The 26,662-nt window shown below is 67.0% G+C and carries 26 protein-coding genes; 13 read left to right on the forward strand and 13 right to left on the reverse strand.

Annotated features, from left to right (window positions below):
• Positions 1-468 precede the first annotated feature (468 nt).
• Positions 469-2,190, forward strand: coding sequence for a DEAD/DEAH box helicase (locus AC1DR1_RS06095; protein WP_476992333.1), 1,722 nt, complete (start codon positions 469-471; stop codon positions 2,188-2,190).
• 8 nt (positions 2,191-2,198) lie between these two features.
• Positions 2,199-3,071, forward strand: a complete 873-nt coding sequence (locus tag AC1DR1_RS06100; protein ID WP_229994994.1) for a DNA-methyltransferase — start codon at positions 2,199-2,201, stop codon at positions 3,069-3,071.
• A 111-nt stretch (positions 3,072-3,182) separates the two neighbouring features.
• Here AC1DR1_RS06100 and AC1DR1_RS06105 read toward each other — a convergent pair whose 3' ends face one another.
• Positions 3,183-4,028, reverse strand: a complete 846-nt coding sequence (locus tag AC1DR1_RS06105; RefSeq protein WP_476992334.1) for a PHP domain-containing protein — start codon at positions 4,026-4,028, stop codon at positions 3,183-3,185.
• Positions 4,029-4,151: 123 nt separating this feature from the next.
• On the opposite strand from AC1DR1_RS06105, the gene AC1DR1_RS06110 reads away from it, so the two are divergent.
• Positions 4,152-5,735 (forward strand): aminopeptidase P family protein, encoded by a 1,584-nt coding sequence (locus AC1DR1_RS06110; protein ID WP_476992335.1) that lies wholly within the window; start codon positions 4,152-4,154, stop codon positions 5,733-5,735.
• 130 nt (positions 5,736-5,865) lie between these two features.
• On the opposite strand, the gene AC1DR1_RS06115 is transcribed toward AC1DR1_RS06110, so the two are convergent.
• Positions 5,866-6,747 carry a YflT domain-containing protein gene (locus tag AC1DR1_RS06115; protein ID WP_476992336.1) on the reverse strand — a complete coding sequence of 294 codons (882 nt, stop codon included), beginning with the start codon at positions 6,745-6,747 and terminating at the stop codon, positions 5,866-5,868.
• A 77-nt stretch (positions 6,748-6,824) separates the two neighbouring features.
• On the opposite strand from AC1DR1_RS06115, the gene AC1DR1_RS06120 reads away from it, so the two are divergent.
• From AC1DR1_RS06120 to AC1DR1_RS06130, 3 genes are read left to right on the forward strand one after another with little or no spacing between them, the layout of a single operon-like run.
• On the forward strand, positions 6,825-8,108 hold the full coding sequence (locus AC1DR1_RS06120) for a magnesium transporter MgtE N-terminal domain-containing protein (protein WP_229994998.1): 1,284 nt from the start codon (positions 6,825-6,827) through the stop codon (positions 8,106-8,108).
• A complete protein-coding gene (locus tag AC1DR1_RS06125) occupies positions 8,089-8,922 on the forward strand; it encodes a DUF1003 domain-containing protein (RefSeq protein WP_414645490.1) in 834 nt (277 codons plus the stop codon). Before AC1DR1_RS06120 ends, AC1DR1_RS06125 begins: the two co-directional genes overlap by 20 nt.
• A gap of 11 nt (positions 8,923-8,933) precedes the next feature.
• On the forward strand, positions 8,934-10,076 hold the full coding sequence (locus AC1DR1_RS06130) for an Mrp/NBP35 family ATP-binding protein (protein WP_229994999.1): 1,143 nt from the start codon (positions 8,934-8,936) through the stop codon (positions 10,074-10,076).
• Between the two features lie 83 nt (positions 10,077-10,159).
• Here the strand turns inward: AC1DR1_RS06130 and AC1DR1_RS06135 are convergent, their stop codons facing one another.
• From AC1DR1_RS06135 to sigE, 3 genes are all read right to left on the reverse strand, one after another.
• Positions 10,160-10,558, reverse strand: a complete 399-nt coding sequence (locus tag AC1DR1_RS06135) for a twin-arginine translocase TatA/TatE family subunit (protein WP_229995000.1) — start codon at positions 10,556-10,558, stop codon at positions 10,160-10,162.
• Positions 10,559-10,639: 81 nt separating this feature from the next.
• Positions 10,640-11,872, reverse strand: coding sequence for a hypothetical protein (locus AC1DR1_RS06140; protein WP_476992337.1), 1,233 nt, complete (start codon positions 11,870-11,872; stop codon positions 10,640-10,642).
• Positions 11,873-11,988: 116 nt separating this feature from the next.
• Positions 11,989-12,642: an RNA polymerase sigma factor SigE gene (sigE, locus tag AC1DR1_RS06145; protein ID WP_476966431.1), complete on the reverse strand. Its 654-nt coding sequence runs from the start codon at positions 12,640-12,642 to the stop codon at positions 11,989-11,991.
• Positions 12,643-12,914: 272 nt separating this feature from the next.
• On the opposite strand from sigE, the gene AC1DR1_RS06150 reads away from it, so the two are divergent.
• Positions 12,915-13,547: an O-methyltransferase gene (locus AC1DR1_RS06150; RefSeq protein WP_229995003.1), complete on the forward strand. Its 633-nt coding sequence runs from the start codon at positions 12,915-12,917 to the stop codon at positions 13,545-13,547.
• 124 nt (positions 13,548-13,671) lie between these two features.
• Here AC1DR1_RS06150 and AC1DR1_RS06155 read toward each other — a convergent pair whose 3' ends face one another.
• From AC1DR1_RS06155 to AC1DR1_RS06170, 4 genes are all read right to left on the reverse strand, one after another.
• Positions 13,672-13,839 carry a DUF3117 domain-containing protein gene (locus AC1DR1_RS06155; RefSeq protein WP_079550332.1) on the reverse strand — a complete coding sequence of 56 codons (168 nt, stop codon included), beginning with the start codon at positions 13,837-13,839 and terminating at the stop codon, positions 13,672-13,674.
• 268 nt (positions 13,840-14,107) lie between these two features.
• Positions 14,108-15,349 carry a hypothetical protein gene (locus AC1DR1_RS06160; RefSeq protein WP_476992400.1) on the reverse strand — a complete coding sequence of 414 codons (1,242 nt, stop codon included), beginning with the start codon at positions 15,347-15,349 and terminating at the stop codon, positions 14,108-14,110.
• A gap of 101 nt (positions 15,350-15,450) precedes the next feature.
• Entirely contained in the window at positions 15,451-15,807 is a 357-nt protein-coding gene (locus tag AC1DR1_RS06165; RefSeq protein WP_476992338.1) for a DivIVA domain-containing protein, read from the reverse strand.
• A gap of 50 nt (positions 15,808-15,857) precedes the next feature.
• On the reverse strand, positions 15,858-16,742 hold the full coding sequence (locus AC1DR1_RS06170) for an LOG family protein (protein ID WP_229995005.1): 885 nt from the start codon (positions 16,740-16,742) through the stop codon (positions 15,858-15,860).
• A gap of 197 nt (positions 16,743-16,939) precedes the next feature.
• Between AC1DR1_RS06170 and AC1DR1_RS06175 the strand changes: the two genes are divergently transcribed.
• From AC1DR1_RS06175 to AC1DR1_RS06190, 4 genes are all read left to right on the forward strand, one after another.
• Entirely contained in the window at positions 16,940-17,695 is a 756-nt protein-coding gene (locus AC1DR1_RS06175; RefSeq protein ID WP_229995006.1) for an amino acid ABC transporter ATP-binding protein, read from the forward strand.
• A gap of 58 nt (positions 17,696-17,753) precedes the next feature.
• On the forward strand, positions 17,754-18,638 hold the full coding sequence (locus tag AC1DR1_RS06180; protein WP_476992339.1) for a glutamate ABC transporter substrate-binding protein: 885 nt from the start codon (positions 17,754-17,756) through the stop codon (positions 18,636-18,638).
• Positions 18,639-18,737: 99 nt separating this feature from the next.
• Positions 18,738-19,388 (forward strand): amino acid ABC transporter permease, encoded by a 651-nt coding sequence (locus tag AC1DR1_RS06185; RefSeq protein ID WP_229995008.1) that lies wholly within the window; start codon positions 18,738-18,740, stop codon positions 19,386-19,388.
• On the forward strand, positions 19,385-20,221 hold the full coding sequence (locus AC1DR1_RS06190; protein WP_476992340.1) for an amino acid ABC transporter permease: 837 nt from the start codon (positions 19,385-19,387) through the stop codon (positions 20,219-20,221). Before AC1DR1_RS06185 ends, AC1DR1_RS06190 begins: the two co-directional genes overlap by 4 nt.
• A gap of 118 nt (positions 20,222-20,339) precedes the next feature.
• Here AC1DR1_RS06190 and dapE read toward each other — a convergent pair whose 3' ends face one another.
• The gene (dapE, locus tag AC1DR1_RS06195) at positions 20,340-21,500 is read right to left on the reverse strand and encodes a succinyl-diaminopimelate desuccinylase (protein WP_414645489.1); all 1,161 of its coding nucleotides are present in this window, start codon (positions 21,498-21,500) and stop codon (positions 20,340-20,342) included.
• 133 nt (positions 21,501-21,633) lie between these two features.
• Here dapE and dapD point away from each other — a divergent pair, with 133 nt between their 5' ends.
• Both dapD and AC1DR1_RS06205 read left to right on the forward strand, forming a co-directional pair.
• On the forward strand, positions 21,634-22,644 hold the full coding sequence (dapD, locus tag AC1DR1_RS06200) for a 2,3,4,5-tetrahydropyridine-2,6-dicarboxylate N-succinyltransferase (protein WP_229995010.1): 1,011 nt from the start codon (positions 21,634-21,636) through the stop codon (positions 22,642-22,644).
• Positions 22,645-22,754: 110 nt separating this feature from the next.
• The gene (locus AC1DR1_RS06205) at positions 22,755-23,606 is read left to right on the forward strand and encodes a hypothetical protein (protein WP_476992341.1); all 852 of its coding nucleotides are present in this window, start codon (positions 22,755-22,757) and stop codon (positions 23,604-23,606) included.
• A gap of 21 nt (positions 23,607-23,627) precedes the next feature.
• On the opposite strand, the gene AC1DR1_RS06210 is transcribed toward AC1DR1_RS06205, so the two are convergent.
• From AC1DR1_RS06210 to AC1DR1_RS06220, 3 genes are all read right to left on the reverse strand, one after another.
• Entirely contained in the window at positions 23,628-24,239 is a 612-nt protein-coding gene (locus AC1DR1_RS06210; protein ID WP_229995011.1) for a hypothetical protein, read from the reverse strand.
• 48 nt (positions 24,240-24,287) lie between these two features.
• Entirely contained in the window at positions 24,288-24,971 is a 684-nt protein-coding gene (locus AC1DR1_RS06215; RefSeq protein ID WP_229995012.1) for a TetR/AcrR family transcriptional regulator, read from the reverse strand.
• Positions 24,972-25,150: 179 nt separating this feature from the next.
• Positions 25,151-26,434 carry a citrate synthase gene (locus AC1DR1_RS06220; protein WP_028275687.1) on the reverse strand — a complete coding sequence of 428 codons (1,284 nt, stop codon included), beginning with the start codon at positions 26,432-26,434 and terminating at the stop codon, positions 25,151-25,153.
• Between the last annotated feature and the right edge of the window lie 228 nt (positions 26,435-26,662).

Consider the following 26,662-nt stretch of genomic DNA (forward strand, 5'->3'; position numbering starts at 1 on the left):
CGTTACGCCGTCTCTAGCTTGGCGCCCGGCCCTTCGCCCCGCGGGCAACCCGAACGACGCCAGATGACCCGGGTGAAATAGCTGAGGTCGCATAAGTCAGCGTGGGCGCCCACAGACCAACGCCGGTCCAGCCGCCAAACCGCCCCTCCACAACACTTCAGAACGCCCGCCAGACACACGGGGCGAACCTTCACGCCCGGGGCATGCACTTGACACGACCTATAGCCAGCTAGACTGGAGAAGTAGAAATGGATGCCCGGTCGTTGATTTCCATGATTTTCGAATTCAACAAGCCCGCCCCTACGCGATCTTGAGATCCACCCGCTGGTCCCCAGTGCCAGCATTTAGATAGCCCGCGATCGGCTTCCACTGGAAATGCTTGCGCGCCTGAGCGTGCTCCGGAACGGCCACTTCGGCCGGCCCCGTTGAGCAAGCAGCGCAGCCCAAAATGAATAAGGAAACTCCCCTGTGAGTGAATTGCACACGCACCAGCTTCTGACCGATGAGTCCGGCACGGAGACCATCGAGCCCGAAGAAACAATTATCTCGGACGAAAAGCCGCACGAGATTGCCGAAAAGACCTTCGCCGACTTCAACGTCCGCGCGGACATCGTGGAGTCGCTGGCCGACGCCGGCATCACCCACCCGTTCCCGATCCAGGCCATGACGCTGCCGGTCGCACTGGCGGGGCATGACATCATCGGCCAGGCCAAGACCGGCACGGGCAAAACCCTCGGCTTCGGCATCCCGGCGCTGCAGCGCGTCGTCGGCCGTGACGACGCCGGCTTCGACAAGCTGGCCGTGCCGGGCGCCCCGCAGGCCCTGGTGATTGTGCCCACCCGCGAACTCGCCGTCCAGGTGGCCAAGGACCTCGAGAACGCCGCCAAGAAGCGCAACGCCCGCATCGCCACCATTTACGGTGGCCGCGCCTATGAGCCGCAGGTCGAGGCGCTGAAGAACGGCGTCGAAGTTGTTGTCGGCACCCCCGGCCGCCTGATCGACCTCTACAAGCAGAAGCACCTGAGCCTGAAGAACGTCAAGATCGTCATCCTCGACGAGGCCGACGAAATGCTGGATCTCGGGTTCCTGCCGGACGTCGAGACCCTGATCGCCGGTACCCCCGCAGTCCGCCAGACGCTCCTGTTCTCGGCCACCATGCCCGGCCCGGTCATCGCCATGGCCCGCCGCTACATGACCCAGCCGACCCACATCCGCGCCGCGGACCCGGACGACGAAGGCCTGACCAAGCGCGACATCCGCCAGTTGATCTACCGTGCCCACAGCATGGACAAGGTGGAAGTGGTAGCCCGCATCCTGCAGGCCCGCGGACGCGGCCGTACCATCATCTTCACCAAGACCAAGCGCACCGCAGCGAAGGTGGCCGAGGAACTGGTGGACCGCGGTTTCGCCGCCGCCGCCATCCACGGCGACCTCGGCCAGGGCGCCCGCGAACAGGCGCTGCGCGCCTTCCGCAACAACAAGGTGGACGTCCTCGTGGCCACCGACGTCGCCGCCCGCGGCATCGACGTCGACGACGTCACGCACGTGATCAACTACCAGTGCGTCGAGGACGAGAAAATCTACCTGCACCGCGTCGGCCGCACCGGCCGCGCGGGCAACAAGGGCACCGCTGTGACCTTCGTTGACTGGGATGACATGCCGCGCTGGGGGCTCATCAACAAGGCCCTGGGCCTGAGCTACCCCGAGCCCGTGGAGACCTATTCCTCCTCGCCGCACCTGTTCGAGGAACTCGACATCCCTGCGGGCACCAAGGGCCGGCTCCCCCGCGACAAGCGAGTGCTCGCCGGCGTCGACGCGGAGGTCCTCGAGGACCTCGGCGAGACCGGCAAGAAGAACTCGCGCGGCAGCGCAAAGGACGGCGCCCGAGAAAGCAGCCGTACGGGCAGCCGTGACGGCGCCCGCGAGAGCAGCCGCACCGGCGGCCGCGACTCGCGCCGCAGCGGCGCCGAAGCCGGCGGACGGTCCGGCGACCGCCGTCGCCGTCCCGCCGAGGCCGATACCGTGTCCACCGCCAGCGGACAGGGCCCGGAAACTGCTGCCGCCGCAACGGCGAAGGCCCCCACCGAGGTGGACCGGGCAACCCGTGCCCGGCGCCGGACCCGCACCCGCCGTCGCAACGGCGAGGTAGTGGCCGGCGGCGACGCACAGCCGAGCGGCGCCGAGGCCTAATCCCCTCCATGACTGACACCGTCTGGGCGCCGGACGGCAGCAACCTGGTGGTTCACGCGGATAACGCGGAATACCTCCCCACGCTGCCGGACGGCGCCTTCACACTGATTTACGTGGACCCGCCCTTCAACACCGGCAGGGTCCAGCGGCGCCAGGAAACCAAGATGGTGCTCAACGCCGGCGGCGAGGGTGACCGCGTCGGGTTCAAGGGCCGGTCCTACGACACCATCAAGGGTGCGCTGCATAAGTACGACGACGCGTTCAGCGACTACTGGTCCTTCCTCGAGCCCCGGCTCGTGGAGGCCTGGCGGCTCCTGGCCGACGACGGCACGCTGTACCTGCACCTGGACTACCGCGAGGTGCACTACGCGAAGGTCATGCTGGACGCGATCTTCGGCCGGGAATGCTTCCTGAACGAGATCATCTGGGCGTACGACTACGGTGCGCGGGCCAAGTACCGCTGGCCCACCAAGCACGACAACATCCTTGTCTACGTCAAGAACCCGGCGAAGTACCACTTCGACAGCGCCGAGGTGGACCGTGAGCCGTACATGGCGCCCGGACTTGTCACCCCCGCCAAGCGCGAGCTCGGCAAGCTTCCCACGGACGTGTGGTGGCACACGATCGTTTCGCCGACCGGCAAGGAGAAGACCGGCTACCCGACGCAGAAACCGGAGGGGCTCATCCGACGCGTGGTTGCGGCCTCAAGCCGGCCCGGCGACTGGTGCCTGGACTTCTTCGCCGGTTCCGGCACGCTCGGATCCGTGGCCGCGAAACTCGACCGCAGGTTCGTGTGCGTGGACCAGAACCAGCCGGCCATCGACGTCATGGCCAAGCGCCTGGCCGCGAAGGCGCAGTTCACGTCGTTCCCGACGGCCTGACCCCGCCGCCCGCCTGACCCGCCACTCCGCCCGTTGCGCTATCACTTGTGGCGGCTATTCCGGCGGCCTCTAGGGGCCGCAAAGTGATAGCGCAACTCGGGGTCGCGGCCTTCAGCGGACCACGGACGAGCCAGTGCCCAGTTCCTCGATCCGGGCAAAGACTTCCGCGGAGGTCAGGTTCTCCCCCAGCAGGTTGGGCTTGCCTGTGCCGTGATAATCGGAAGACCCCGTGACCAGCAGGCCGTATTTTTCGGCGATGCGGCGCAGGAACTTACGGCCTTCCTCGGGATTGTCCCGGTGGTAGATTTCCAGGCCGGCCAGCCCGGCGTCGATCATCTCCCGGTAAGTCTCCTCCCCCACGATCCGCCCGCGGGCAGAGGCGACGGGGTGGGCGAACACCGGGACCCCGCCTGCTGCAAGGACGAGTTCGACGGCGAGCGCCGGCTCCGGCGCGTAGTGCTGGACCCAGTAGCGCGATCGTGAGGTGAGGATGGAACCGAAGGCCTCGGCCCGGTCCTCCACCACGCCGGCGGCGACGAGCGCGTCGGCAATGTGCGGGCGGCCCAGGGTGGCGCCGGGCGCGACGTGATGGATCACGTCGTCCCATGTCAGCGGGTAGTCCTCGGACAAAAGGGTAACCATCCGCTGTGCCCTCGTGTGCCGGGCATCCTTTGACTTCGTGATTTCCTCAAGCAGTCCCGGATGCGCGGGGTCGTGGAGGTAGCTGAGCAAGTGGACGCTGATGCCTTCCGCCGTGCGGCACGAGATCTCCATGCCCGGGACCAGGGCGACCCCGGTTTTCCGGGCAGCGGCGGCGGCCTCGGCCCACCCCGCAGTGGAATCGTGATCGGTCAGGGCGATGACATCGAGGCCGGCAGCGGCTGCGGACTCCATGACGTCAGCCGGCGCCTGGGTGCCGTCGGAAACGTTGGAGTGCGCATGCAGGTCAATCCTCACCTCACCAGCCTAGTAGATGGCCGGATCCAAAGCCCCGCCTCCTTCGTGTCAGGGCCCCGCAGCCGCCCTGCAGCGCGAGCGCGCCGTTGGCCTAAGCCGCGGCGCTGGTGAGACTATGGGACGGTGAACGATGCAGATAACACCCTAATCTCCGCTTCCGAGCCCCTCGAAGAGCGCGTCAACAACCGCTCACAGCGGCCCAGCTCCGACGCTTTCAAGGCCTTCATGGCCAGCAACTGGGCGCCGGCCACGCAACAGCTCCCCGAACGGGACGCCGTCGCGGGCCACGCCGCAGCCCGGCGCCGCTCCATCTCAGGCCAGTTCAAAGGTGAACGCCTGGTCATCCCCGCCGGCCCGCTGAAGGTCCGCTCGAACGACTGCGACTACCGCTTCCGGCCGCACTCGGCCTTCGCGCACCTCACCGGCCTCGGCCTGGACCACGAACCGGATGCGGTCCTGATCCTGGAACCGGTGGCGGAGGGCGCGGGCGACGACGGCGGAAACCACCACGCCACCCTGTACTTCCGCCCACTGGCCGGCCGCGACACCGAGCAGTTCTACGCTGATTCGCGCTCCGGGGAGTTCTGGATCGGCGCACGCCCGACCCTGGCCGAGTTCCAGGCGAAGCTCGGACTGGCCACCGCGGACATAGCCGATCTCGAACTCGCCATCACCAAGAACGTCGGTGCGCCCGAAATCGGCGGGATCTCCATCCGGCTGGTCCGCAAGGTTGACGACAACATCGACGCCCTCGTGGACACAGCCCGCTACAACACGGCCAAGGACCCGGACAACCTTGACCTGAGCGTGCTCGACGCCCTGGACGAAAAGCTCACCGAGGCCCTCTCGGAACTGCGCCTCCTCAAGGACGAGTGGGAAATCGAACAGATGAAGACCGCCGTCGCCGCCACCGTGGCAGGCTTCACGGAGGTCGTGAAGGCTCTTCCCCGGGCGCTAACCCACCACCGCGGCGAGCGCGTGGTGGAAGGGGCGTTCTTCGCCCGGGCCCGCGAGGAAGGCAACGAGCTCGGCTACGACACCATTGCCGCTTCCGGCAACAACGCAACCGTGCTGCACTGGACGCGGAACACCGGCAAGGTCAATGCCGGTGAACTGCTGCTGCTGGACGCCGGCGTCGAGGCCGACTCCCTGTACACGGCCGACGTCACCCGCACGCTGCCGGCCAACGGCAAGTTCTCCGAGATCCAGCGCAAGGTCTACGAGGCAGTGCTCGACGCCGCCGACGCCGGCTTTGCCGCTGCCCAGCCGGGCACCAAGTTCCGGGACATCCACACCGCAGCCACCACCGTCCTGGCGGAACGGCTCGCCGAATGGGGCCTCCTGCCCGTCTCCGTGGAGGAAGCCGTCAGCACCGAGGGCCAGCAGCACCGCCGGTGGATGCCGCACGGCACCAGCCACCACCTCGGCCTCGACGTCCACGACTGCGCCCAGGCGAAGCGGGAACTCTACCTCGACGGCGTGCTCACGCCCGGAATGGTGTTCACGATCGAACCCGGCCTGTACTTCAAGAGTGAAGACATCGGGATCCCCGAGGAATATCGCGGCATCGGCGTCCGGATCGAGGACGACATCCTCATGACGGCCGGCGGCCCCGTCAACCTCAGCGCTGCACTGCCGCGCAAGGCGGACGACGTCGAGTCCTGGATGGCGGGCATTTACCTGGAGGTGGACGGCCAGACGCCGTAAATCAAAAAGGCGTAGCTCCGAAAAAGGCTTAGACCAGAAAAGGGGAGGCTCCCGGACATCCGGGACCCTCCCCTTTTTGCTGCCTGATTTTACTGCCCAAAATCAGTGCCGTCTGGAATCAGTGCCGGAATCAGTGCTGTTGGCCATCCTGGCCCGGGGCGGGCTTGTCGCTGTCCGTGACCCTGACCCCGTACTGCGGGCGGCCGTCCGGAAGGTCCGGATAGGTCACACCCGAGACCCGGCCAGCGGGCCGGGCTGTCTCCTCCGTGGCCGGTGCCGGCTGGGCCGGGCCTTCGGCATCCTCCTGCTGTGGCACACCGCCCTGATACTGTCCGGCTGGCTCGCCGCCGGTCTCCGGCGTCCTCTGGCCGTACGGATCGTTCCAGCCCGCGGGACGCTGGGGCGCATGGCCCTGCTGCCCGGACTGCTGCGGGCTGGGCTGCTGCGGTTCCTGGTGACGGTAGTCGTGCTGCGCGTAGCCGCCGGCCGTTGCACCGGACGCGTCATGCGGCGTCATGGGCAGCTGGTGGAGCAGGCGCCGCGCTTCGCCGGCGGCCTCGAAGGAGACCACGACGTCGTAGTTGGTCGCCACCACCTGGCTCGTTGAGGTGAAGTCACGCTTGCCGCGCTGCATGGCGTAGGTGACGATGCCGAACAGCATGAAGAACGCGGCACCCATCAGCACGGACGTCACAATCGAGAAATAGCCGGGGGTCGTGGAGAAGAAGGACAGCATGACGCCGACGAACAGGCCGAACCACATGCCGCTGAGGGCGCCGGACAGGGCGACGCGGGGGTAGGTCAGCCTGCCAGTCACCCGCTCCACCATCTTCAGTTCGTTGCCCACGATCGACACCATCTGCACGGGGAACTGCTGGTCAGCCAGATAGTCCACCGCCTTCTGGGCATCCAGGTAGGAGTTGTAGGAACCGACGACGTCGCCTCTCGGGACGGCTCGGGCCTCGTCCGAACCGTTGGGGGCACCGGCCCTGGGACCAAAAATGTTTGACATAAGCCCATTCTCACCTATCCGGCTGGTGTGCGGCTGGAAATTCAGCTAAAAGAGAGCAGACTCGGTAGCCTGTAGGAGTGAGCACGAATCTTTCGCGAGTGTTTGTCGCGCGCCTCCTCGGACTGGACGTTTTCGACCCATTGGGCGACCGCCTGGGCCGGCTGCGCGACGTCGTGGTGCTCTCCCGCGGAACCAGGGGCGCCCCGCACGTGGTGGGCATCGTCGTCGAGGTCCCCGGCAAGAAGCGCGTGTTCGTCCCAATGACCCGGATTACGTCCATCGACCAAACCCAGATCATCTGCACCGGTCTGGTCAATCTGCGCCGCTTCGAACAGCGCGGCGCGGAAACCCTCGTGGTGGCGGAAATGTTCGACCGCCGGGTGACCCTCGCGGACGGCAGCGGCGATGCGACCATCGAGGACATCGCCATGGACCGGCACCGCTCCGGCGACTGGTTCGTCAGCAAGCTCTTCGTCCGCCGCGGCCACTCCCTCTCGCCGCTGAGCCGGCTGCGCCGCAACGAAACCATGATCATCGACTGGGCCGATGCACTGCAGGGCGCCAAGACCGAGCCGCAGGCCGCCACCCAGTTCGTGGCCACGCACGAGGACCTCAAGCCGGCCGACTTCGCCGAAGCCCTGCAGGAAATGAGCGACAAGCGCCGCTTCGAGGTTGCCAGCGAACTCCAGGACGAGCGGCTCGCGGACGTCCTGCAGGAGATGCCGGAAGGCGACCAGGTGGAGATCCTCTCCGCCCTGGACGTCAACCGCGCCGCGGACGTCCTCGAGGAAATGGACCCCGACGACGCCGCGGACCTCCTGGCCGAGCTCCCGAGCGCGCAGGCCGAGGAACTCCTGCAGCTGATGGAACCCGAGGGCGCTGAGGACGTCCGCCGCCTGCTCGAATACGACGAGGACACCGCCGGCGGGCTCATGACGCCCGTGCCGGTAATCCTGCCCCCGGAAGCAACGGTCGCCGAGGCACTCGCGCACGTCCGCCGGGAGGAGCTCTCCCCCGCTCTTGCGTCCTCAATCTTCGTCGCCAGGCCACCGCTGGAGACCCCGACGGGACGTTTCCTCGGCGTCGTCCATATCCAGCAGCTCCTGCGCTTTCCGCCGCCGGAACCGCTGGGGAACCTGGTGGACAAGAACCTGGAACCGGTTTCCGACCAGGCCCACATCAGCGAGGTCGCCCGCACGCTGGCAACGTACAACCTCAACTCACTCCCCGTTGTCAACGAGGACGGACGGCTTGTGGGGGCGGTGACTGTTGACGACGTGCTTGATCATCTGTTGCCGGACGACTGGCGCGCCCACGATGACGACGCCCCGATAAGGAAGCTTGGAGGCCGCATTGGCTGATCCCACAGCACCACGGACCTCCAATGTCCGTCCTGGCAACAGGACAACCGGCGGCCTCGACACGCCCCTGAGCGGCCGGCAGCGGATCCTGCCCAATTTCCGTCCCGACCCGGACGCCTTCGGCCATGCCACGGAAGGGTTCGCCCGTTTCATGGGCACGCCCCAGTTCCTGATGTACATGACCGTGTTCTGCCTCTTCTGGCTGGGCTGGAACACGTGGGCTCCGGAGGAATGGCAGTTCGACTCACGGGCACTCGGCTTCACGCTGCTGACCCTCATGCTGTCCCTGCAGGCCTCCTACGCCGCCCCGCTGCTGCTGCTCGCGCAGAACCGCCAGGACGACCGGGACAAGGTCTCGCTCCAGCAGGACCGCCAGCGGGCCGAACGCAACCTCTCCGACACCGAATACCTGACCCGGGAACTTGCCTCCCTGCGCATCGCGCTGCGCGAGGTCGCCACCCGCGACTACGTCCGCGCCGAGCTGCGCAGCCTGCTGGAGGACATGCTGGAGGCCCAGGAGGAACTGCGCAACCACGATCCTTCCGCCGGCGTCCACGAGACCCCGCGGGATAAGGTCAAGGAGAAGATGAAGGAGCGGCGCGACAAGCAGCGGAGCCCCCGGACCCAGCAGATCCCGCGCGTTAAGGCGGGCGGCAAGCGGGATGAACCGGCGAAGGAGCCTGCCGGGGACAAACCGGGGAACCCTTCCGAGGCCAAGCGGGAGAAGCCGCCGCAGGGCAAGCCGGAGAACCTTTCGGAGGCCATTTCCGACCCCGTCCGCCAGCCCGCACACCGCACCATCCCCGAAAGCTGAGCATCGCCCGCATGAGCACCCCGCTGGACCGTACGTCCCTGGACCAGGCCGTGCACGGCGCACTCGCCACCGTGATCGACCCTGAACTCCGCCGCCCCATCACCGAGCTCGGCATGGTGGAGTCCGTGGAGATCACCGACGGCGGCCGCGTGCGGATCGTGGTACTTCTGACCATCGCGGGCTGCCCGTTACGCGGCACCATCACAGCCGACACCGAGGCGGCCCTGTCCGCCGTCCCGGGCGTCACCGGCGTCGAGGTGGACTTGAAAGTCATGACGCAGGAGCAGCGCGACGCGCTCAAGGAGCGACTGCGCGGCGCCGGCGGCCAGCGCGGCATCCCGTTCAACGCGCCCGGCTCGCTGACCCGGGTGTACGCCGTCGCAAGCGGCAAGGGCGGCGTGGGCAAGTCTTCGGTGACAGTCAACCTGGCGTGCGCCCTGGCTGCCCAGGGCCTCCGTGTCGGGATCGTGGACGCGGATGTCTACGGCTTCTCCGTTCCGGGACTGATGGGCATCACGCAGGCCCCCACGCGGGTGGACGATATGATCCTGCCGCCGGTTGCCTACGGGGTCAAGGTGATCTCCATCGGCATGTTCGTCACCGGGAACCAGCCCGTGGCTTGGCGCGGCCCGATGCTGCACCGGGCGCTCGAGCAATTCCTCACGGACGTCTACTTCGGCGACCTCGACGCCCTCTTCCTGGACCTGCCCCCGGGCACCGGTGACATCGCGATCTCCGTCGCCCAACTGCTGCCCAAGGCACAGATCCTCGTCGTGACCACGCCGCAGGCGGCCGCCGCGGATGTTGCCGAGCGGGCCGGCGCGATCGCGACCCAGACGGGCCAGACCGTGGCCGGCGTCGTGGAAAACATGTCATACCTGGAAATGCCCGACGGCGGCAGGATGGAACTGTTCGGCAGCGGCGGCGGCGCCGTGCTCGCCGAGCGCCTCTCGGCCACCGTAGGTGAGGACGTGCCCCTGCTGGGCCAGATTCCCCTCGAAGTCCTGCTGCGTGAAGGAGGGGATTCCGGGGTGCCGCTGGTGCTGGGCCGTCCGGAGACGCCTGCGGCCGTGGCCCTGGCGGGAATCGCCGGCAAGCTGGCGTCCGTTCCCCGCGGACTCAAGGGTATGCCGCTGGGCCTGCAGCCCCGCTGACGGCGCCCGCTGGTGGCTGCTGCCGCCCGGGCCCGGCGTCGTGGCTGGACCCCGCCATCAGGGCACAGGCGCCTCTGGGGGTCCTAGGTCGCCTCTGAGTCGAAGGGTGCCGGTTCGCCCTCGGGCAGCCGCTCGATAACCCGCGCCGGACGGCGCTCTGCGACCGCCGTCGCGGCGGCGGCGGCCGCGGACACCGTGGTGGGGGCTCCCGTGCTCACCGGCTTGGTGTCGTCGTCCAGGAGCGCTTCCTTGATGATCCGGCGGGGATCGTACTGCCGGGGATCGTACTTCTTCCAGTCGACCTCATCGATGTCGATGCCGACTTCTTCTTTGATCTGTTCCCGCGCACCGGACGCCATCCGGCGCACTTCCTTGACGATATTGGCAAGTTTCTGGGTGTATTCGGGCAGCCGGCTGGGACCAATCACCAGAAGGCCGATGATCAGCAGAAGTAAGAACTCCGGTCCATTGATTCCAAGCACTTTAGGAAGATTACCCTCTCGTTCGGGCTGGCGACGACTTCGCGAAGGCCGAATGCCGACCATGTCCGGCCCGTCCCTGCCTCACGGGGCCAGGTGCTCCAGGATTCGGCTCAGTCCACGCTCGATCCGCTCCGGAATTCCGTTCCGTGATGCCTGCACCGCAGTGCCGCTGCTGACCCGGGTGAGCGCGGCGACGCCGTCGTCGGCCTGCTCGGCCGGCAGGTCCGAAATGTACGTGTACGTGGCCGCGGAGGTCTGGTAGATGGCCCGGTAGGGCGGGGCAGGGTTGACCCAAAGGGTGCCATTTCCGGTTTCGGGTACGCCCGACGGCGTGCCGGCCTTGGCCGGGGTGAAGCCGTCCGCCACGGCGGCGTGTCCGGTCAGCACGTTAATGGGTGAAACTTCGCCCCGGGCGGGTGCGGGCGCCGTACCCGGGCCCCGGGTCGCAGCGTGCTGTTCGAGGACCGTGGCATAGTGCCGGCCGTCCGTGAGGCGAAGCTCCAGGACCTCGTTGCCGGCGATGGCGCCGGCGCGGGCCCAGATGAGGTGGAATCCGAGGTCATGCAGCTCCGGACATGTCCATCCCTGCGAGCGGAACGCGGCAAGCTGCACGGTGCTCAGCGTCCCGCCGGGGGTGAAGTCGGGCTCACCGCCCAGGCCGAACGCAACACGGGGCTCGGTTCCCTCTGCCCCGGGGACGCCAGGGCTGCCCGATCCGCCGGCGTCGAACAGCTCCCCCGCACCGAGCGATTCACGGCTGGCGGGCAGCCCGGCGATGTCCGGGTTCGCGAGGGCGGAAGCCCCCGCGCCGTCGGCGGGGACTGCGTCGTCGCCTCCCATGACGTACGCGGTTCCGGTCATGAGGGCCAAGGCGGCGACGGCTCCTCCGACTGCCAGCACTGGCAGGCGGGAGCCGCGGCGGCGTTCGCCCTGTGAGCGGGCGGCGGCGCTACCGGCTGCCGTTCCGGCGGTCGCTGCCCGCTCCGGCACGGAGTATTCTGCGGGGAACTGCCCTGACGGCCACCGAGGGGTACCGCCCTGTTCCGTCGCCGCCGTGTCTGCGGGGTCTGTCCGTTCCGCGTCTGCCCGTTCCGGCGCTGCCCGTTCCAGGGCCGTCTGTTCCGCGTCTGTCCGTTCCAGCTCCGCTGTGGCTTTCCGTTCTGCCGCCGCGCGTTCCGCGGCCAACTGCCCGGTCCGGGCCAGGAGCCGCGCGGTCAGGTCCTCGCTGGCCTCGGGCACGGCGGCGCCTCGGAGCTTCTCGAGGTACTGGCGCTCGCGCTGTTGCCGGGCACGGCATTCGGCGCACGATTCCACATGATCATGGCGGCCGGCGGCCCACTTCGTAGCGCCGATCCTGGCACGGCCGGTCCTGCCCCAGAACCCGCAGCCAGAGCCTCCCAGTAAACGTCTCAGCAGACCCATTGACAGGTTCAGAGGAGGCCGGCGATGCGCGGCATCTTGAGCCGCGGCTTGAGGGACTGCTTGGCCGTCTGCGCCGGACGCGGGTCGCGGTGCGCGAGCTTTTCACGCAGCATGGTCCGGCCGCGGTGAATCCGGGACCGGACGGTCCCGAGTTTGATGTCCAGCGCGGCGGCGACCTCGTCGTAGGACAACCCCTCGAGGTCGCACAGCACGACGGCGGCGCGGAAGTCCGGCGGAAGTTCCTCGAGCGCCGCCTGAACATCGACGTCGAGGTTGTTGAATTCGAAGCTTTGCTCCGGCCCGGGCTCCCGGCCCGGCAGCCGCGACTCGGCGTCATCGGCCAGGGCGTCAAAACGGATCCTGCTCTTGCGCCGCGCCTGGTCCAGGAACAGGTTGGTGGTGATCCGGTGCAGCCAGCCGTCCAGCGTGCCCGGCTTGAAGTTCTCCAGCGAACGGAAGACGCGGACGAACACCTCCTGGGTGAGGTCCTCGGCGTCGTACTTGTTTCCGGTCAGCCGGTACGCAAGGCGGTAGACCTTGGCGGAGTGGTTCGTCACCACTTCCTCCCAGGTCGGCCGGACCCATTCGGCGTCCGCCGCGGTCCGTGACTGGCCGGTTGAATCAGTTGCCTCAGTTGCCGGGACAGGTGCCAGAATCGACATCGTCCGCTCCCCTCATGGATGGTACCTACGCCTGAATTGTGCCTGCTCGCACAGGTTCCTGCACCCTTCATTCGACGCCGATCACCACGCGGATGAGCGGATACCCATCATTTCAAAATAAGCTGGGAATTTCCTGATCCATCGCGGTCTTCCGCCGAAGGCAGAACTGCTCCCTCCTGCCGGGGCCACGGCGCTGGCGCCTCCCTGTCCCGTCCCGCCGGACACAGTACGCTGTAGGGAACACTCCCCTGCCGCCCAGAAAGCGATATCCCATGAGCGCCGATAAGTCCACGAGCTGGTCCTACGCAGAAGATCTGCCTGCCGAGGATGAGGTCCTGTTGCACGCGCGCGAACGGTCTTTCGAGCTTGGCGTGACCCCGATCGGTCCCGGCGTGGGCGCCGTGCTGACCGTGCTGGCGGCAGCGTCCAAGGCACAGACCGCGGTGGAGATCGGCACCGGCGCGGGAGTGTCCGGCGTGTGCATCCTGCGCGGGCTGGGCCCGCAGGCTGTCCTGACCACCATCGACGTCGACGTCGAACACCTCAAGGCCGCCCGCGAAGCGTTCCAGGAAGCAGGCAGCCCCGCCAACCGCACCCGCACCATTTCGGGCCGGGCCGGCGATGTCCTGCCCCGCCTTACGGACGGGGCCTACGACCTTGTGTTCATCGACGCCGACAAACCGAGCTACCCCAGCTACGTGGAACAGGCCGTGCGGCTGCTCAAGTCCGGCGGTCTGCTGATCGTCAACGATGCCCTCGACAAGGACCGCGTCGCGAATCCGGCCGCCCGGGAAGCCACCACGGTGGTGCTGCGCCAGATCGGCAAGTCCATCCGCGACGACGACCGCCTTGCCTCCGCGATGCTGCCCACCGGCGACGGCCTGCTGATCGCCGTCAAGAAGTAGCAGCCCAAGAAACAGCAGCCAACAGTCGCCGCGACGACGCAGAGGTCAAGCGCAGACAGAAAAGGGCGGTGTCCGCAGCCTGTTGGCCGGGACCCCGCCCTTTTGCGAAGCTCTTGGCGTGACGCTATTCGGTGACGCCGACGAGGCATTCCTTGAGGTTTGTCGCCTCAGCGGCATTGAGTTCGACTACAAGCCGCCCCCCGCCTTCGAGCGGAACACGCATGATCAGGCTTCGTCCCTCTTTCGTCACTTCCATTGGGCCGTCGCCGGTGCGTGGTTTCATTGCCGCCATAAGGAATATCCCCTCCATTAGTCCCTGACATACCAGCCCGGCCGGGCTGCGTCCGCTTGGCCAATCAAGCCGCCCGGCAGCCCTCCAGGCCGCCGTGACAGGCAAACTCACAAATAGATTGCTTCCGAATACTCAGTTTGCTTTTATTCAGTGTGCTTCTGTCCTTGCTTACCCTCTATTATCGCGTAACAATGCGCACGTAGCTAATCGTTGGACTTTCCAGYGCGTCCCGCCACGCCGGTCCGGCACCGCGAAATGGTGCTGTGCGTCACGGCGGATAGTCCCCTCCGCCCGGCAGCTGCGCCCACGCCCACAGCCACACAATCCACACGATCTGCAACAGCACGAACATGACCACCACGGCACCGCGGTAGGCGCGGGAACGCGAGAGAAGGGCGGCGCTGAGGGCGAGCGGGAACAGCGGCAGCAGCATCCTGAACGTGCTGGTCTGGGGGTGCAGGAAGACCAGCAGGTACCCCATGTAGCAGCAGCACCAGAGCCTCAGTTCAGTGCCAAGGGCGGCCACGGGCCGGGACATCATCAACAGGGTGAACGCGGCAACGAACACGAAGGGTGCCAGCACGCCGAGCGTCGGCCCGAACAGCATGATGCCGGCGTCGAACCACGGCTTGAACGGCACCAGGTCATCGCCGCGCCATGCGGTTTCGGTCTTGGTGTAGGCGCCCGGATCGCCGGTCGCGGCCCAGGCGATGGCCGGCCACAGCAGCGCGCCAATGCCGCTGACGGCGGTGAGGCCTGCCAGGGACCAGAGCTCCGGGTTGCTGGGGACGGCAACGCCGTCCGGGCGCTGCGTTGTGAGACCCTGCGTGGTGAGACCCTGCGTGGCGAAGCCCTGCGCAGTGAGGCGTGGCGCCGCGAGTCGCTGCCAGAAGCGGTAGAGAAACAACAGCCCCAGCATCACGGCAAATGGAACCCCGGTGGGCCGGGAAAGGCACATCAGGACCACGACGGGCATGGCCCACAGGTACCGGCGCTCCATGACGAGCAGCAGCGCGGCGCCTAGCAGCAGCAGGTTGAGGGATTCGGCGTAAGGCACCTGCAGGACCGGCGCCACCGGGAAAGTCGCCACGAACACGGTCCCCCAGAGCGCTGTGCGGTGCGTGGCCCGGTGCCGGAAAATCCTGTACGCCACGAGGGCTGCGCCTATCCCGCAGACCAGGGCGATGGCCGTCAGCGACCACGCCGGACCCGTGCCTGTGAGCCCGGAAACCACCCGGCCCAGCACGGGAAACAGGGGGTAGAAGGCCCACGTGTTCTCCTGGACGGTGCCGGCGTCGTCTGTCGGCAGAAGCGCCGGATACCCTGCCTGGAGCGCTTCGGCATACCAGCGGGCGTCCCAGATATTGATGAAGTTCCAATAGTCGGGCTTGGCGGGAAACCACGGATTCACGCCCTGGTGCAGGGCGGCAGCCATGAAGATGCAGGCGCTCACCAGCCGGGCGRCGATGTACAGGCCGGCGACCTGCACCCACCACGGCCACCGCGCCATACGGGCGCCCGCGGCCGCGATGCGGCTCCACAGCGCCGCGTTCAATCCCTGCGGTTTCAGGGCCTCAGGCTCGGCGACAGTCTCCGGGTCTTCCACGTGGCTCACGGACGCTCTTCGGTCGGCGGACGGAGGCGTTCCAGTTCCTCCCCGAGGGCCTCGATCTTCTGGTCCTTGGCGATGATCTGGTCCCGCAGATCATCGAGGACCTGATCCACCTGGTCCATCCGGTACCCGCGGAGTCCGACGGCGAAGCGCAGACGGTCGATGTCCGCCGCGGCCGCGCGCTCGGGGAGCAGCACCGGCGGCAGGGAGGCGACCGGCTCATCGAAACCGTCGTCAAAGGAATCGCCGGCACCGCCGTCCCGGTGTCGGCGGAAGTTTTTCGGCGCCAGGCCGGTGCCCAGGAGGACGGCGACGCCGATCAGCACAATCGCCAGGAAGACCAGGAAGAGACTCACTAGACCATCGTGCCAGACGCCGGCGGCCGGACGGGTCAGCCCCGCGTTCCTTAGCCGTTTCCCTTGGTGCTCACGGTGCCGCCGCCGTTGGTGGAGCCGCTGTTCGGGTTCCGGTGTCGGGCGGCGCCCTCCACGACCAGCTCGACGGCCAGCGCGGGGTCATCCACCACCTGCACGAGGTCCAGGTCTTCGGCCGAAACCATCCCCTCCGCGACCAGTGTGTCCCGGACCCACGCGAGCATAGGGCTCCAGAAAGCGGTTCCCAGCAGCACGATCGGGAAGGAGGTGACCTTGCGGGTTTGGACCAGGACCATGGCTTCGAAGAGCTCATCCAGGGTGCCGAGGCCGCCGGGGAGCACGATGAAGCCCTGGGCATACTTGACGAACATGGTCTTGCGGGCGAAGAAGTACCGGAAGTTGATGCCCAGGTCCACCCACTGGTTCATGCCCTGCTCGAAGGGCAGTTCGATCCCCAGCCCAACGGAGACGCCATTGCCCTGCACGGCGCCCTTGTTCGCGGCCTCCATCGACCCGGGTCCGCCGCCCGTGATCACGGCCAGTCCGGCCTCGGCCAGCCGGCGTCCGACCTCGACGCCGAGCTCGTAGTTCCGGCTCCCCGGCACGGTGCGGGCGGAGCCGAAGACGCTGACCGCCGGGCCGAGATCGGCCAAGGCGCCGAATCCTTCCACGAACTCACTCTGGATCCGCAGGACGCGCCAGGGGTCGGTGTGGATGAACTGGCCCGGTCCCTTGGTGTCCAGCAAGGTCTGATCGGACATCGTGACCTTCGCGGCCTTGCGGCGCAGCTCAAGCGGGCCCTTGTGGCGGATACCGTTGGGCGCCGGGGTGGTGCGGGCCTCGCGGGCCGGCTTTCCGGCGGGCTGCTGTTCTGCGTTTTGCTTGGGGCCGTGCTGCGGATCGGTACTCATGCCCATAGGCTAGCGCGGAACTGGGCCGACGCCGCGTCGGCGCGTCGACGCGGGAGCGGCCGCAGGCGGCCGCCGGGGACCGGGGCGGGAGCCCGGCGGCGGCCCCTCAGGGGACGCTGACGTGCAGGTATCTCTTGAATCACGATCTGCACTAAACAGAGTGATTGCGGTCATATTGCGTCAATCTTCGCTAGATTCGTTCTATGACTACTCAAGTGCCCGGCGATGCTCTCGTCTCCCTGAAGGCCGTGAACAAGCATTACGGCCAGTTGCACGTCCTGAAGGACATCAACCTGAACGTCCGCAAGGGTGAGGTTGTTGTTGTTATCGGCCCGTCGGGTTCCGGCAAGTCGACGCTCTGCCGAGCCATCAACCGCCTCGAGACCATCGACGACGGCGACATCAAGATCGATGGCAAGGAACTGCCCGCGGAGGGCAAGGAACTGGCGAAGCTGCGCGCCGACGTCGGCATGGTCTTCCAGTCCTTCAACCTGTTCGCCCACAAGACCATCCTGGAAAACATCACCCTCGGCCCCATCAAGGTCAAGGGCGTCCCCAAGGGCGAGGCCGACAAGGACGCCATGGCACTGCTGGAGCGCGTCGGCGTCGGGCAGCAGGCCCCCAAGCTTCCGGCCCAGCTCTCCGGTGGCCAGCAGCAGCGTGTGGCCATCGCCCGCGCCCTGGCCATGAAGCCAAAGGTGATGCTCTTCGATGAGCCCACCTCGGCCCTCGACCCGGAAATGATCAACGAGGTCCTGGACGTCATGGTCCAGCTCGCCAAGGAAGGCATGACCATGATCGTGGTCACCCACGAGATGGGCTTCGCCCGCAAGGCGGCCGACCGCGTCGTGTTTATGGCCGACGGCCAGATCGTCGAGGACGCGACCCCGGAGGAGTTCTTCAACAACCCCAAGAGCAACCGGGCCAAGGATTTCCTGTCCAAGCTGCTGACACACTGACCGACTACGAGTTCGCACCCTGGCCGCCGGACGGCGGCCGCCCAATGAAAGGAATGTCATGAAGGCATTTTTGACCCGAAGGAAATCCCTTCTGGTTGCCGCTTCCGCAGCACTGGCGCTCAGCCTGAGCGCCTGTGGCGGCAGCTCCTCCACGACCACCAACCCGCCCGTAGCCGAGAAGCCGAGCTTTGCCGCCGATTCCACCATGGCCAAGCTTGCATCCGCGGGCAAGATCACCATCGGTACCAAGTTCGACCAGCCGCTCTTCGGCCAGAAGGGCCTTGACGGCAAGCCGATCGGCTTCGACGTCGAAATCGGCAAGCTGGTGGCCGCCAAGCTGGGCATCCCCGCCGACAAGATCGAGTGGGTTGAAACTGTCTCCGCCAACCGCGAGCAATTCATCAAGCAGGGCAAGGTGGACATGATCGTCGCCACCTACACCATCAACGACAAGCGCAAGGCCGAAGTCGACTTCGGCGGACCGTATTACGAGGCCGGACAGGCCCTCATGGTGAACAAGGACAACAATTCCATCACCAAGCCCGAGGACGTCAAGGGCAAGAACGTCTGCTCCGTGACCGGTTCCACCCCGGCCTCGACGATCGTCGAGAAGTACGGAGCAGTGCTGGTGCCGGCCGCAACGTACTCCGCCTGCCTGGAGCCGCTGCGGAACAAGCAGGTTGAAGCGGTCACCACCGACAACGTCATCCTTGCCGGTTTCGTGTCCAAGGAACCGGACGCCTTCAAGCTGGCATCGGATCAGACCTTCACCAAGGAGCCGTACGGCATTGGCCTGAAGAAGGACGACACCGCGTTCCGCATGTGGATCAATGACCAGCTGGAGGCCTTCGACAAGGACGGGTCCTACAAGAAGGCCTGGGAGGACACCGCCGGTACCGTCATCAAGACCGCGCCCGAGCTTCCCACGATCGACCGCTACTAGTCGGCTGTGGCGGTTGCCGGGCCTGCGGATCCATCGCAGCCCGGCGGCCGCCACTCCCGTCTTTCGCCTGGAATCCCCTCAACGCAGCTGAAGGAACTTATGGACGTCATCATTGAAAACCTCCCCCAGTATTGGGACGGTTTTCTCCGAACCCTCTTCTTGTCCGTGGTCTCGGGAATTATCGCCTTGGTCTTCGGCACCGTACTGGCGGCCGCCCGCGTCTCGCCCGTCGCCGCGCTGCGCGGCTTCAGCATGACGTACGTCGAGATCGTCCGGAACACGCCGCTGACCATCGCGTTCTTCTTCGCGGCGGTGGTTCTGCCCCGCCTCGGCGTCACGTTCCAACAGTTCGAGGTCGCCGCCATCATCGCCCTGAGCGCCTACACCTCGGCCTTCATCGCCGAGGCCGTGCGCTCCGGCGTCAACAGTGTCCCGGTGGGCCAGGCGGAGGCCGCCCGCAGCATCGGTATGAACTTCAGCCAGGTGCTCTCCCTGATCATCCTGCCGCAGGCCCTGCGCACCGTGATCCCGCCGCTGATCAACATTCTGATCGCCCTGGTCAAGAACTCCTCTGTGGCCGGCGCGTTCTATGTGCTGGAACTCTTCGGCCAGGGCAAGCAGCTGGCCAACGCCAACGGCGACGCCGTGATGTGGGTTCTGGTCGGCGTCGCATTCTTCTACCTGCTGATAACCATCCCGCTGGGCTACCTCGCCAGCGTCGTTGAACGAAAGGTGGCGATCGCACGATGAGCTCTGTTCTCTATGACGTCCCCGGCCCCAAAGCCCGTCGGATTTCGCTGATCGGTTCCATCATCGGCGTGATCGTGATCGGCGGCCTGCTCGTCCTGGCAGTCATGACCCTCGCCCAGCAGGGAATCTTCGACCCCAAACGCTGGGCGGTCTTCCAGCTCCCCGAGGTCTGGGCCCTGATCGCCGCCGGCATCGGCGCCACGCTCGCCGCCGCGGCGGTGGCGGCCGTGATTGCCTTCCCGCTGGGCCTGCTCCTGTGCCTGCTGCGCATCTCGGACAACGCCTGGGTCAGGGTGCCCACCCGGATCGTGCTGGAATTCCTGCGCGGCATGCCCGTGGTGCTCATGATGCTGTTCGTGCTGCTCGTCTTTGCCACCAGCTCATTCATCGCCGTGGTCGCCGGCCTGGTCCTTTACAACTCGGCGATTTTCGCCGAGATCATCCGTGCCGGCGTCCAGTCGCTGCCCAAGGGCCAGCGTGAGGCCGGCCTGGCGATCGGCCTCACCAGTTTCCAGTGCCGGCTGACCATCGAGCTGCCGCAGGCCATTCGGCGCATGCTGCCCTCGCTGGTCGCGCAGCTCGTGGTGCTGCTGAAGGACACCTCGCTCGGCTACATCGTCGCCTACGGCGAGCTGCTCCGGGCCGTGCAGGTCATGGCCGACTTCCTGGGCCCGCAGTACTTGTTCCCGGTGTTCTTCGTGGCCGCGGCCATTTACATCGCGATCGACCTGGCGGTCTCCCRCCTGGCCATCTGGCTCGAACGCCGCGGCTCCAAGCGGGCCGCCGGCGGCGTGGCGCACGTGCCGGTCGCCGGGATCCCTGCGGCCAAGTAAAGCCCGTCCACCCACAAAAGGGTCCGGAACCTCTCGGAGGTTCCGGACCCTTTGTGCGTTGCGGGCTTCCTGCGTGCCGTTGCCCCGTTCGTGCGTGCTTGGCTTGCGCTGTGCGCTGCTAGGCGCCGAGCCAGATCCGCAGCGCCCGCAGGCATTCCCTGATGGCGTCTGCCTCGACGTGTTCGTTGTCCTTGTGCGCCAGCAGCGCGTCGCCGGGTCCGAAGTTCACCGCGGGAATGCCGAGCTCACTGAACCGTGCGACGTCGGTCCAGCCGTACTTGGGCTTCGGCTCCGCGCCCACGGCGACGACGAACGACGCGGCGGCGGGGTGGTGCAGTCCCGGCCGCGCCCCGGCGGCGCTGTCGGTGCGCACGACGTCGAATCCGTCCAGCAGTTCGCGCACGACGGCCTCGGCCCCGTCCGGGGTCTTGTCCGGCGCGAAGCGGTAGTTGATTTCCACCACGCACTTGTCCGGAATGACGTTGCCGGCCGTGCCGCCGTTAATCTTCACGGCGTTGAGGCTTTCGCGGTAGTCCAGGCCGTCAACCGTCACGGTCTGCGGCTCATACGCCGCCAGCCGGGCCAGGATCGGGGCCGTGGCGTGGATGGCGTTGCTGCCCATCCAGGCCCGGGCCGAGTGGGCAGCCTCGCCGCGCATGGTCACCTCGAAGCGGCTGGTGCCGTTGCAGCCGCCCTCCACCGTCCCGTCGGTTGGCTCGAGCAGGATCGCGAAGTCGCCGCCGAGCAGGGATCCGTGATTGCGCACCAGCCGGCCGAGGCCGCTCTTCACGGCCTCGACTTCCTCGTGGTCGTAGAAGACGAACGTGACGTCCTTGTCCGGCGCCGCCCCGGCGTCGAACATGGTGGCGGCCAGCGCCAGCTGCACGGCGACGCCGCCCTTCATGTCGGTGGCGCCGCGGCCGTAGAGGATCCCCTCCCCCGGGGCCCCGGAGGGCCAGTACGCCGGCACGGTCCCGAGCGAGCCCTCGGTGATGGGGAGCGGCACGGTGTCCAGGTGCCCGGCAAGGATGACGCGCTCGGTGCGGCCGAGGTTGGTGCGGGCGATGATCGAATCGCCGTCGCGGACCAGCTCCAGCTGCGGCAGCAGGCGCAGGGCATGTTCCACGGCGTCTGCCAGGACCTTTTCATTGCCGGAGACGCTGTTGATGTCAATCAGGGCGGCTGTGAGCAGGGCTACGTCCTGGCGGAGGTCCAAGTGGACCGGAGTGCGGACAGGGACGCTGGCAGTGGCAGGGGTGCGCGGGTTCGTGGGGGTCACCGTCCCACTTTATCTGTTCGCCTTCCCGCGGGGCCGCAACAGGTGCCGTCCCCATGCATAGGTGGCGAGCGTCTCCTGTCACTTGGGCGTCTCACGTTTCAGCGCCCGCGGGCCCTCTCGTTAGACTTGGGCCATGACTGAGACTGCTGCTTCCGCTGTGCCCACCGACGCCCGCTCCGCCTTCGGCTACGGCGTGGCCACCGTGTCCACCCGCAACGGTGATGCCACCGTGCTGGACGTATGGTTCCCGGCGCCCGCGCTCGGAATCGCGGAGGAGCACCTGCGCGAGCTCGAGAACGCGGACCAGTCGCTGATCGACATCGCCGCCGGCGGCATCGACCCGGACCGGGGCACCGAGCAGAAGGTTGTCTTCGCCCAGATCAACCTGGACGAAGCACCCGCGGACACGGCGGACGCCTACCTTCGCCTGCACCTGCTCTCCCACCGGCTCGTCCAGCCCAACAGCATCAACCTCGACGGCATTTTCGGCAAGCTCCCCAACGTGGTGTGGACCAACTTCGGCCCCGCCGCCGTGGAGGACTTCGAACTGACCCGGGCGCGCCTGCGCAAGCGCGGCGCCGTCACCGTCTTCGGTGTGGACAAATTCCCGCGCATGGTGGACTACGTGGTTCCCTCCGGCGTCCGGATCGCCGACGCCGACCGGGTCCGGCTGGGTGCGCACCTGGCCGAAGGCACCACCGTCATGCACGAGGGCTTCGTGAACTTCAATGCCGGAACGCTGGGCACCTCCATGGTGGAGGGCCGGATCTCGGCCGGCGTCGTCGCCGGTGACGGGTCCGACGTCGGCGGCGGGGCCTCGATCATGGGAACCCTCTCCGGCGGCGGCAAGGAAAAGATCGCCCTCGGCGAGCGGGTCCTCCTCGGCGCCAACTCCGGCGTGGGCATCAGCATCGGCGACGACTCCGTCGTCGAAGCCGGGCTCTACGTCACCGCCGGCACCCGTGTGCGTGTGATCGGCCCCAAGGACGCCGACGGTGAAGACACCAGCCGGATCGTCAAGGCCGTGGAGCTTTCCGGGGTTCCGAACCTGCTCTTCCGCCGCAATTCCACCACCGGCGAGGTTGAGGTCCTCCCCCGCAAGGGGCAGACCGTGGAGCTCAACGAGGCCCTGCACGCCAACTGACCGCACCGGCTGGTACGGTATGCCGGGCGGCGAAGACCGCCCGGCGGGGTCAACCCCCAACGATGAAGCAGCCGAAGACGCAGCCCGCAAGGGCCTGAGGGAGTAAGTTCGTGGCACGAAGAGGGAGCTGGCGGCGCCGGATCGTCCTTCTGCTGACCCTAGCGATGGTCGCCGGCGCGATCTACACCGCGGTGGCGTTCCTGCAGCGATCGGAAACGTTGATCACCGAACGCTGCACGGCCGCGGGCAGCGKAGGCGATGACCTCGCCACCGACCAGGCGRCCAACGCTTCGCTCATCACCGCCGTCGCTGTCCGGCGCGGGCTTCCCGCCCGGGCCGCCAGCATCGCGCTGGCCACCTCGATGCAGGAATCCAAACTGCGCAACATCGGCCATGGCGACCAGGCCGGCCCCGACTCGCGCGGATTGTTCCAGCAGCGGCCGTCCCAGGGCTGGGGCACCACGGCGCAGGTGATGGACCCTTACCACGCCAGCAATGCTTTCTACGATGCGCTCGTCGAGATCTCCGGGTACGAGTCGCTGGAGATCACCGATGCCGCCCAGCAGGTCCAACGCTCGGCATACCCGGACGCCTATGCCCAGCATGAGCCGATGGCCCGTGCGTTCGCCTCCGCCCTGAGCGGCCAGACCCCCGCAGGCCTGGACTGCTCGCTGCGGTCCGCCGACACCGCAGGGGATCCCGCTGCCGTCACCTCAGAGCTGACCGCTGCGCTTGGGGACGTCCAGACGTCCACCAACGGCCGGACGCTGCTCGTCGATGCCGAAGGGACCCAGGCCTGGGCTGTGGGGCAGTGGGCAGTGGCCAACGCCAAGGAGCTCGCCATCACCAACGTCGAGGTCGACGGCCGGGCCTGGAACCGGCAGTCCCGCGACGGCTGGCAGCCGGCTTCAGTCCCGGCCGGCCAGGTCCGGGTAACCGTCGCCGGCGCGCCCGGCGCCTGAGCCCCGGCGGGCTGCACGAATTCAGACCAGTAGGTCGACCACCGGCTGCACGTAGCTGCGGAAAAGCTCCGGCTGGGACAACAGCTCGCGGCTCATGATGATCTTGTCGGGCTCCAGGTACCAGGCCCGCGGCTCCGCGAGCGGCAGTTCGATGATCGTCAGGCCGAAATCCTTTGACGCGCGTCCCACGTCAAGCAGGCGGTCCTCCACCATGTCGGCCAGCAGTTCGTTGTTGCCGTTGGCTTCGCGCTCCGCCTCGAGGGCCAGGTATTCCGCGCGGCGTTCCCGGGCCCATGTCAGGGCCGCCCCGAAGTGGGCCTGCAGCACGCGCCGGAGCGCCGGCGAATTGCCGAAGGCACGGAAACCAGGCGGGGAGAGCTCGGGGGACATTTCCGGATAGGCCTTCAGCAGCTGTTCCCACCAGGCCTCCCATTCGGTCTTGAGCGCCGCCGGGCCGCCAACCTCGGCGATCAGATGAGAGTGGTCCGCGGCGCGGATCTTCGGGGCCGCGTGGCACAGCGCCGGGTGCCCCGCAGTGTCCAGACCGGCAGCGTCACGAACGTAAAGGGCAATCAGCATGGGACCAGAAGTATCCATCGTGATCTGCCAGCCAGGTCCGCCGGTGTGGTGCATCCAATTGCCTCCCTTGGCAAGACGTACTATCTCAGTCTATTCCTGTTGTTATGACGCGTTAACGGCAAGCTGCCCTGCCGACAGCCTGCGGTTCAGGCCCTCAAGATGGGCTTCGAGGACGTCCTTGCACATCAAAGCCGTCATCCACTCGGGCTGCAGGAGGGCGTGCATCGTCAGACCGTCCAGGACGGCCAGCAGCAGCTCCGCCTCGGTGACGAGCACCTGCTGGTCGACTCTGGCGGGGCCATCGGCGTCGGTGGCGCTGGGGTCGATCGCGCCGGCTGCCAGGCCCAGGATAAGTCCGCCCACGACTGCTGCCACCGCGCGATGGCTCCGGTCGGCCTCGGCGGCCAGGAACGGCTTGGTCCGGGCCGCATTCTTGAAGGCCATCCAGACGCAGGCGTCGACCGCCCGTTCCTCGTCCACCGGAAGAAACTCACCCAGCAGTGCCATGAGGGCAGCCTGGTGCTCCGCCGACCCTGGCAGCAGGTCGCCCAGCAAGGAGTCCGCGTCCGTGAGGCGTCCGACGATCCGGTCTACCACCACGGCGAACGCGTGGGTCAGGAGCTCGTCGCTGCTGGCGAAATAGTGCCGCACCGAGCCGACGGCCAGCTGCGCTTCATCTGCGACCTCCCGCAGGGAGGCCCGCTCAAGACCATCCGCGGCGATGATCCTGAAGACCGCGTCAACTACTTCCTGGCGCCGGATTACGGCGTCGACAAATTTAGGCACTGGTCTTTTTTAGCACGTCCGTGCCGCCGCCGCCTGAGGGCACACCGGCGCCCCCGGGCACGTGGTGCAGGTCACAGCGGCGCAGCGAAACCTGAGAAAGACACCGGCCGCGCGCCTCAAGGAGGTGCGCGGCCGGCGTCGTGCTTGCTGTCCCGTGCCTGCCGTGGCAGGCGGGCGGGCTACAGCGACGGGTAGTTGCGTTCCGGCTCGCCGACGTAGAGCTGGCGCGGGCGGCCGATCTTGGTGTTGGGGTCGCTGATCATCTCGCGCCACTGGGCGATCCAGCCCGGCAGGCGTCCGATTGCGAACAGCACCGTGAACATCTTTTCGGGGAAGCCCATGGCCTTGTAGATCAGGCCGGTGTAGAAGTCCACGTTGGGGTAGAGCTTGCGCTGGATGAAGTAGTCGTCGCCCAGGGCCTTCTCTTCAAGGCGCATGGCGATGTCCAGGAGCTCGTCATTTCCGCCGAGCTTGCTGAGGACCTCGTGGGCGGTGGCCTTGATGATCTTGGCGCGCGGGTCATAGTTCTTGTAGACACGGTGCCCGAAGCCCATGAGGCGGACGCCGTCCTCCTTGTTCTTGACCTTCTCCATGTAGTCCTCGGGCTTGATGCCGTCGGCCTGGATCTGGCGCAGCATCTTCAGGACTGCCTCGTTGGCACCACCGTGGGCGGGGCCGAAGAGGGCGTTGATGCCGGCGGAGACGGACGCGAACAGGTTGGCGTTCGAGGAGCCGACCAGGCGGACAGTCGACGTGGAACAGTTCTGCTCGTGGTCAGCGTGCAGGATCAGCAGCAGGTCCAGGGCCTTGGCGATAACCGGGTCCACCTCGTACTGCTCGGCCGGCAGGCCAAAGCTGAGGCGCAGGAAGTTCTCCACCAGGTTCATCGAGTTGTCCGGGTACAGCATCGGCTGCCCGATCGACTTCTTGTGGGCGTAGGCGGCGATGACCGGCATCTTGGCCATGAGACGGATGGTGGACACTTCCACCTGTTCCGCGTTGAACGGATCCAGCGAGTCCTGGTAGAACGTCGAGAGCGCGGACACGGCCGAGGACAATACGGGCATCGGGTGCGCGTCACGGGGGAAGCCGCTGAAGAAGCCCTTGAGCTCCTCGTGCAGCAGCGTGTGGTGGCGGATCCTCTGGTCGAAGGATTCCAGCTCGGTGGGGGTCGGCAGGTTGCCGTAGATCAGCAGGTAGGAGACTTCCAGGAAGCTCGAGTGCTGGGCCAACTGCTCAATCGGGTAGCCGCGGTACCGCAGGATGCCAGCGTCACCATCGATGTAGGTGATGGCCGAGGTGGTGGCTGCGGTGTTCATGAAACCGGGGTCGAAGGCGACGGCGCCGGTCTGCTTCAGCAGCTTGGAAACGTCGTAGCCTTCGTTTCCTTCTACAACCTTGATGCGCGGGAGTTCGAGCTCGCCGCCGGCATGGCGCAGGGTTGCGCTGGTGGTTTCAGTCATGGAGTCTCCTCATGAGGCATCGGGGCCTCTGTCGAAAGCTGGTCCAACATCTGGTGAAGCTGCCCGCGGATCCTGTGCGGACAGGATTTCCAAAGGCTGCGCTGCCTTCTTGTGGAAAGCCACCATTGATCGTCAGTTAAAAAGTACCTTCACTTCGCGGGTGGTACTAATCCGTAAGGCGTCCATAACGCCGAAAACACGCCACATGTGGCACGCGTCACAGCATTG

This window comes from Arthrobacter sp. P4_F10 (assembly GCF_056401435.1).

Coding starts and splice junctions, on each gene's coding strand:
- AC1DR1_RS06155 (WP_079550332.1), bottom strand. CDS start 13,839: ATGGCGGCAATGAAACCACGCACCGGCGACGGCCCAATGGAAGTGACG.
- AC1DR1_RS06185 (WP_229995008.1), top strand. CDS start 18,738: ATGGACGTCATCATTGAAAACCTCCCCCAGTATTGGGACGGTTTTCTC.
- AC1DR1_RS06220 (WP_028275687.1), bottom strand. CDS start 26,434: ATGACTGAAACCACCAGCGCAACCCTGCGCCATGCCGGCGGCGAGCTC.
- AC1DR1_RS06115 (WP_476992336.1), bottom strand. CDS start 6,747: ATGTCAAACATTTTTGGTCCCAGGGCCGGTGCCCCCAACGGTTCGGAC.
- AC1DR1_RS06180 (WP_476992339.1), top strand. CDS start 17,754: ATGAAGGCATTTTTGACCCGAAGGAAATCCCTTCTGGTTGCCGCTTCC.
- AC1DR1_RS06150 (WP_229995003.1), top strand. CDS start 12,915: ATGAGCGCCGATAAGTCCACGAGCTGGTCCTACGCAGAAGATCTGCCT.
- AC1DR1_RS06100 (WP_229994994.1), top strand. CDS start 2,199: ATGACTGACACCGTCTGGGCGCCGGACGGCAGCAACCTGGTGGTTCAC.
- AC1DR1_RS06170 (WP_229995005.1), bottom strand. CDS start 16,742: ATGGGCATGAGTACCGATCCGCAGCACGGCCCCAAGCAAAACGCAGAA.
- sigE (WP_476966431.1), bottom strand. CDS start 12,642: ATGTCGATTCTGGCACCTGTCCCGGCAACTGAGGCAACTGATTCAACC.
- dapD (WP_229995010.1), top strand. CDS start 21,634: ATGACTGAGACTGCTGCTTCCGCTGTGCCCACCGACGCCCGCTCCGCC.
- AC1DR1_RS06130 (WP_229994999.1), top strand. CDS start 8,934: ATGAGCACCCCGCTGGACCGTACGTCCCTGGACCAGGCCGTGCACGGC.
- AC1DR1_RS06210 (WP_229995011.1), bottom strand. CDS start 24,239: ATGCACCACACCGGCGGACCTGGCTGGCAGATCACGATGGATACTTCT.
- AC1DR1_RS06175 (WP_229995006.1), top strand. CDS start 16,940: ATGACTACTCAAGTGCCCGGCGATGCTCTCGTCTCCCTGAAGGCCGTG.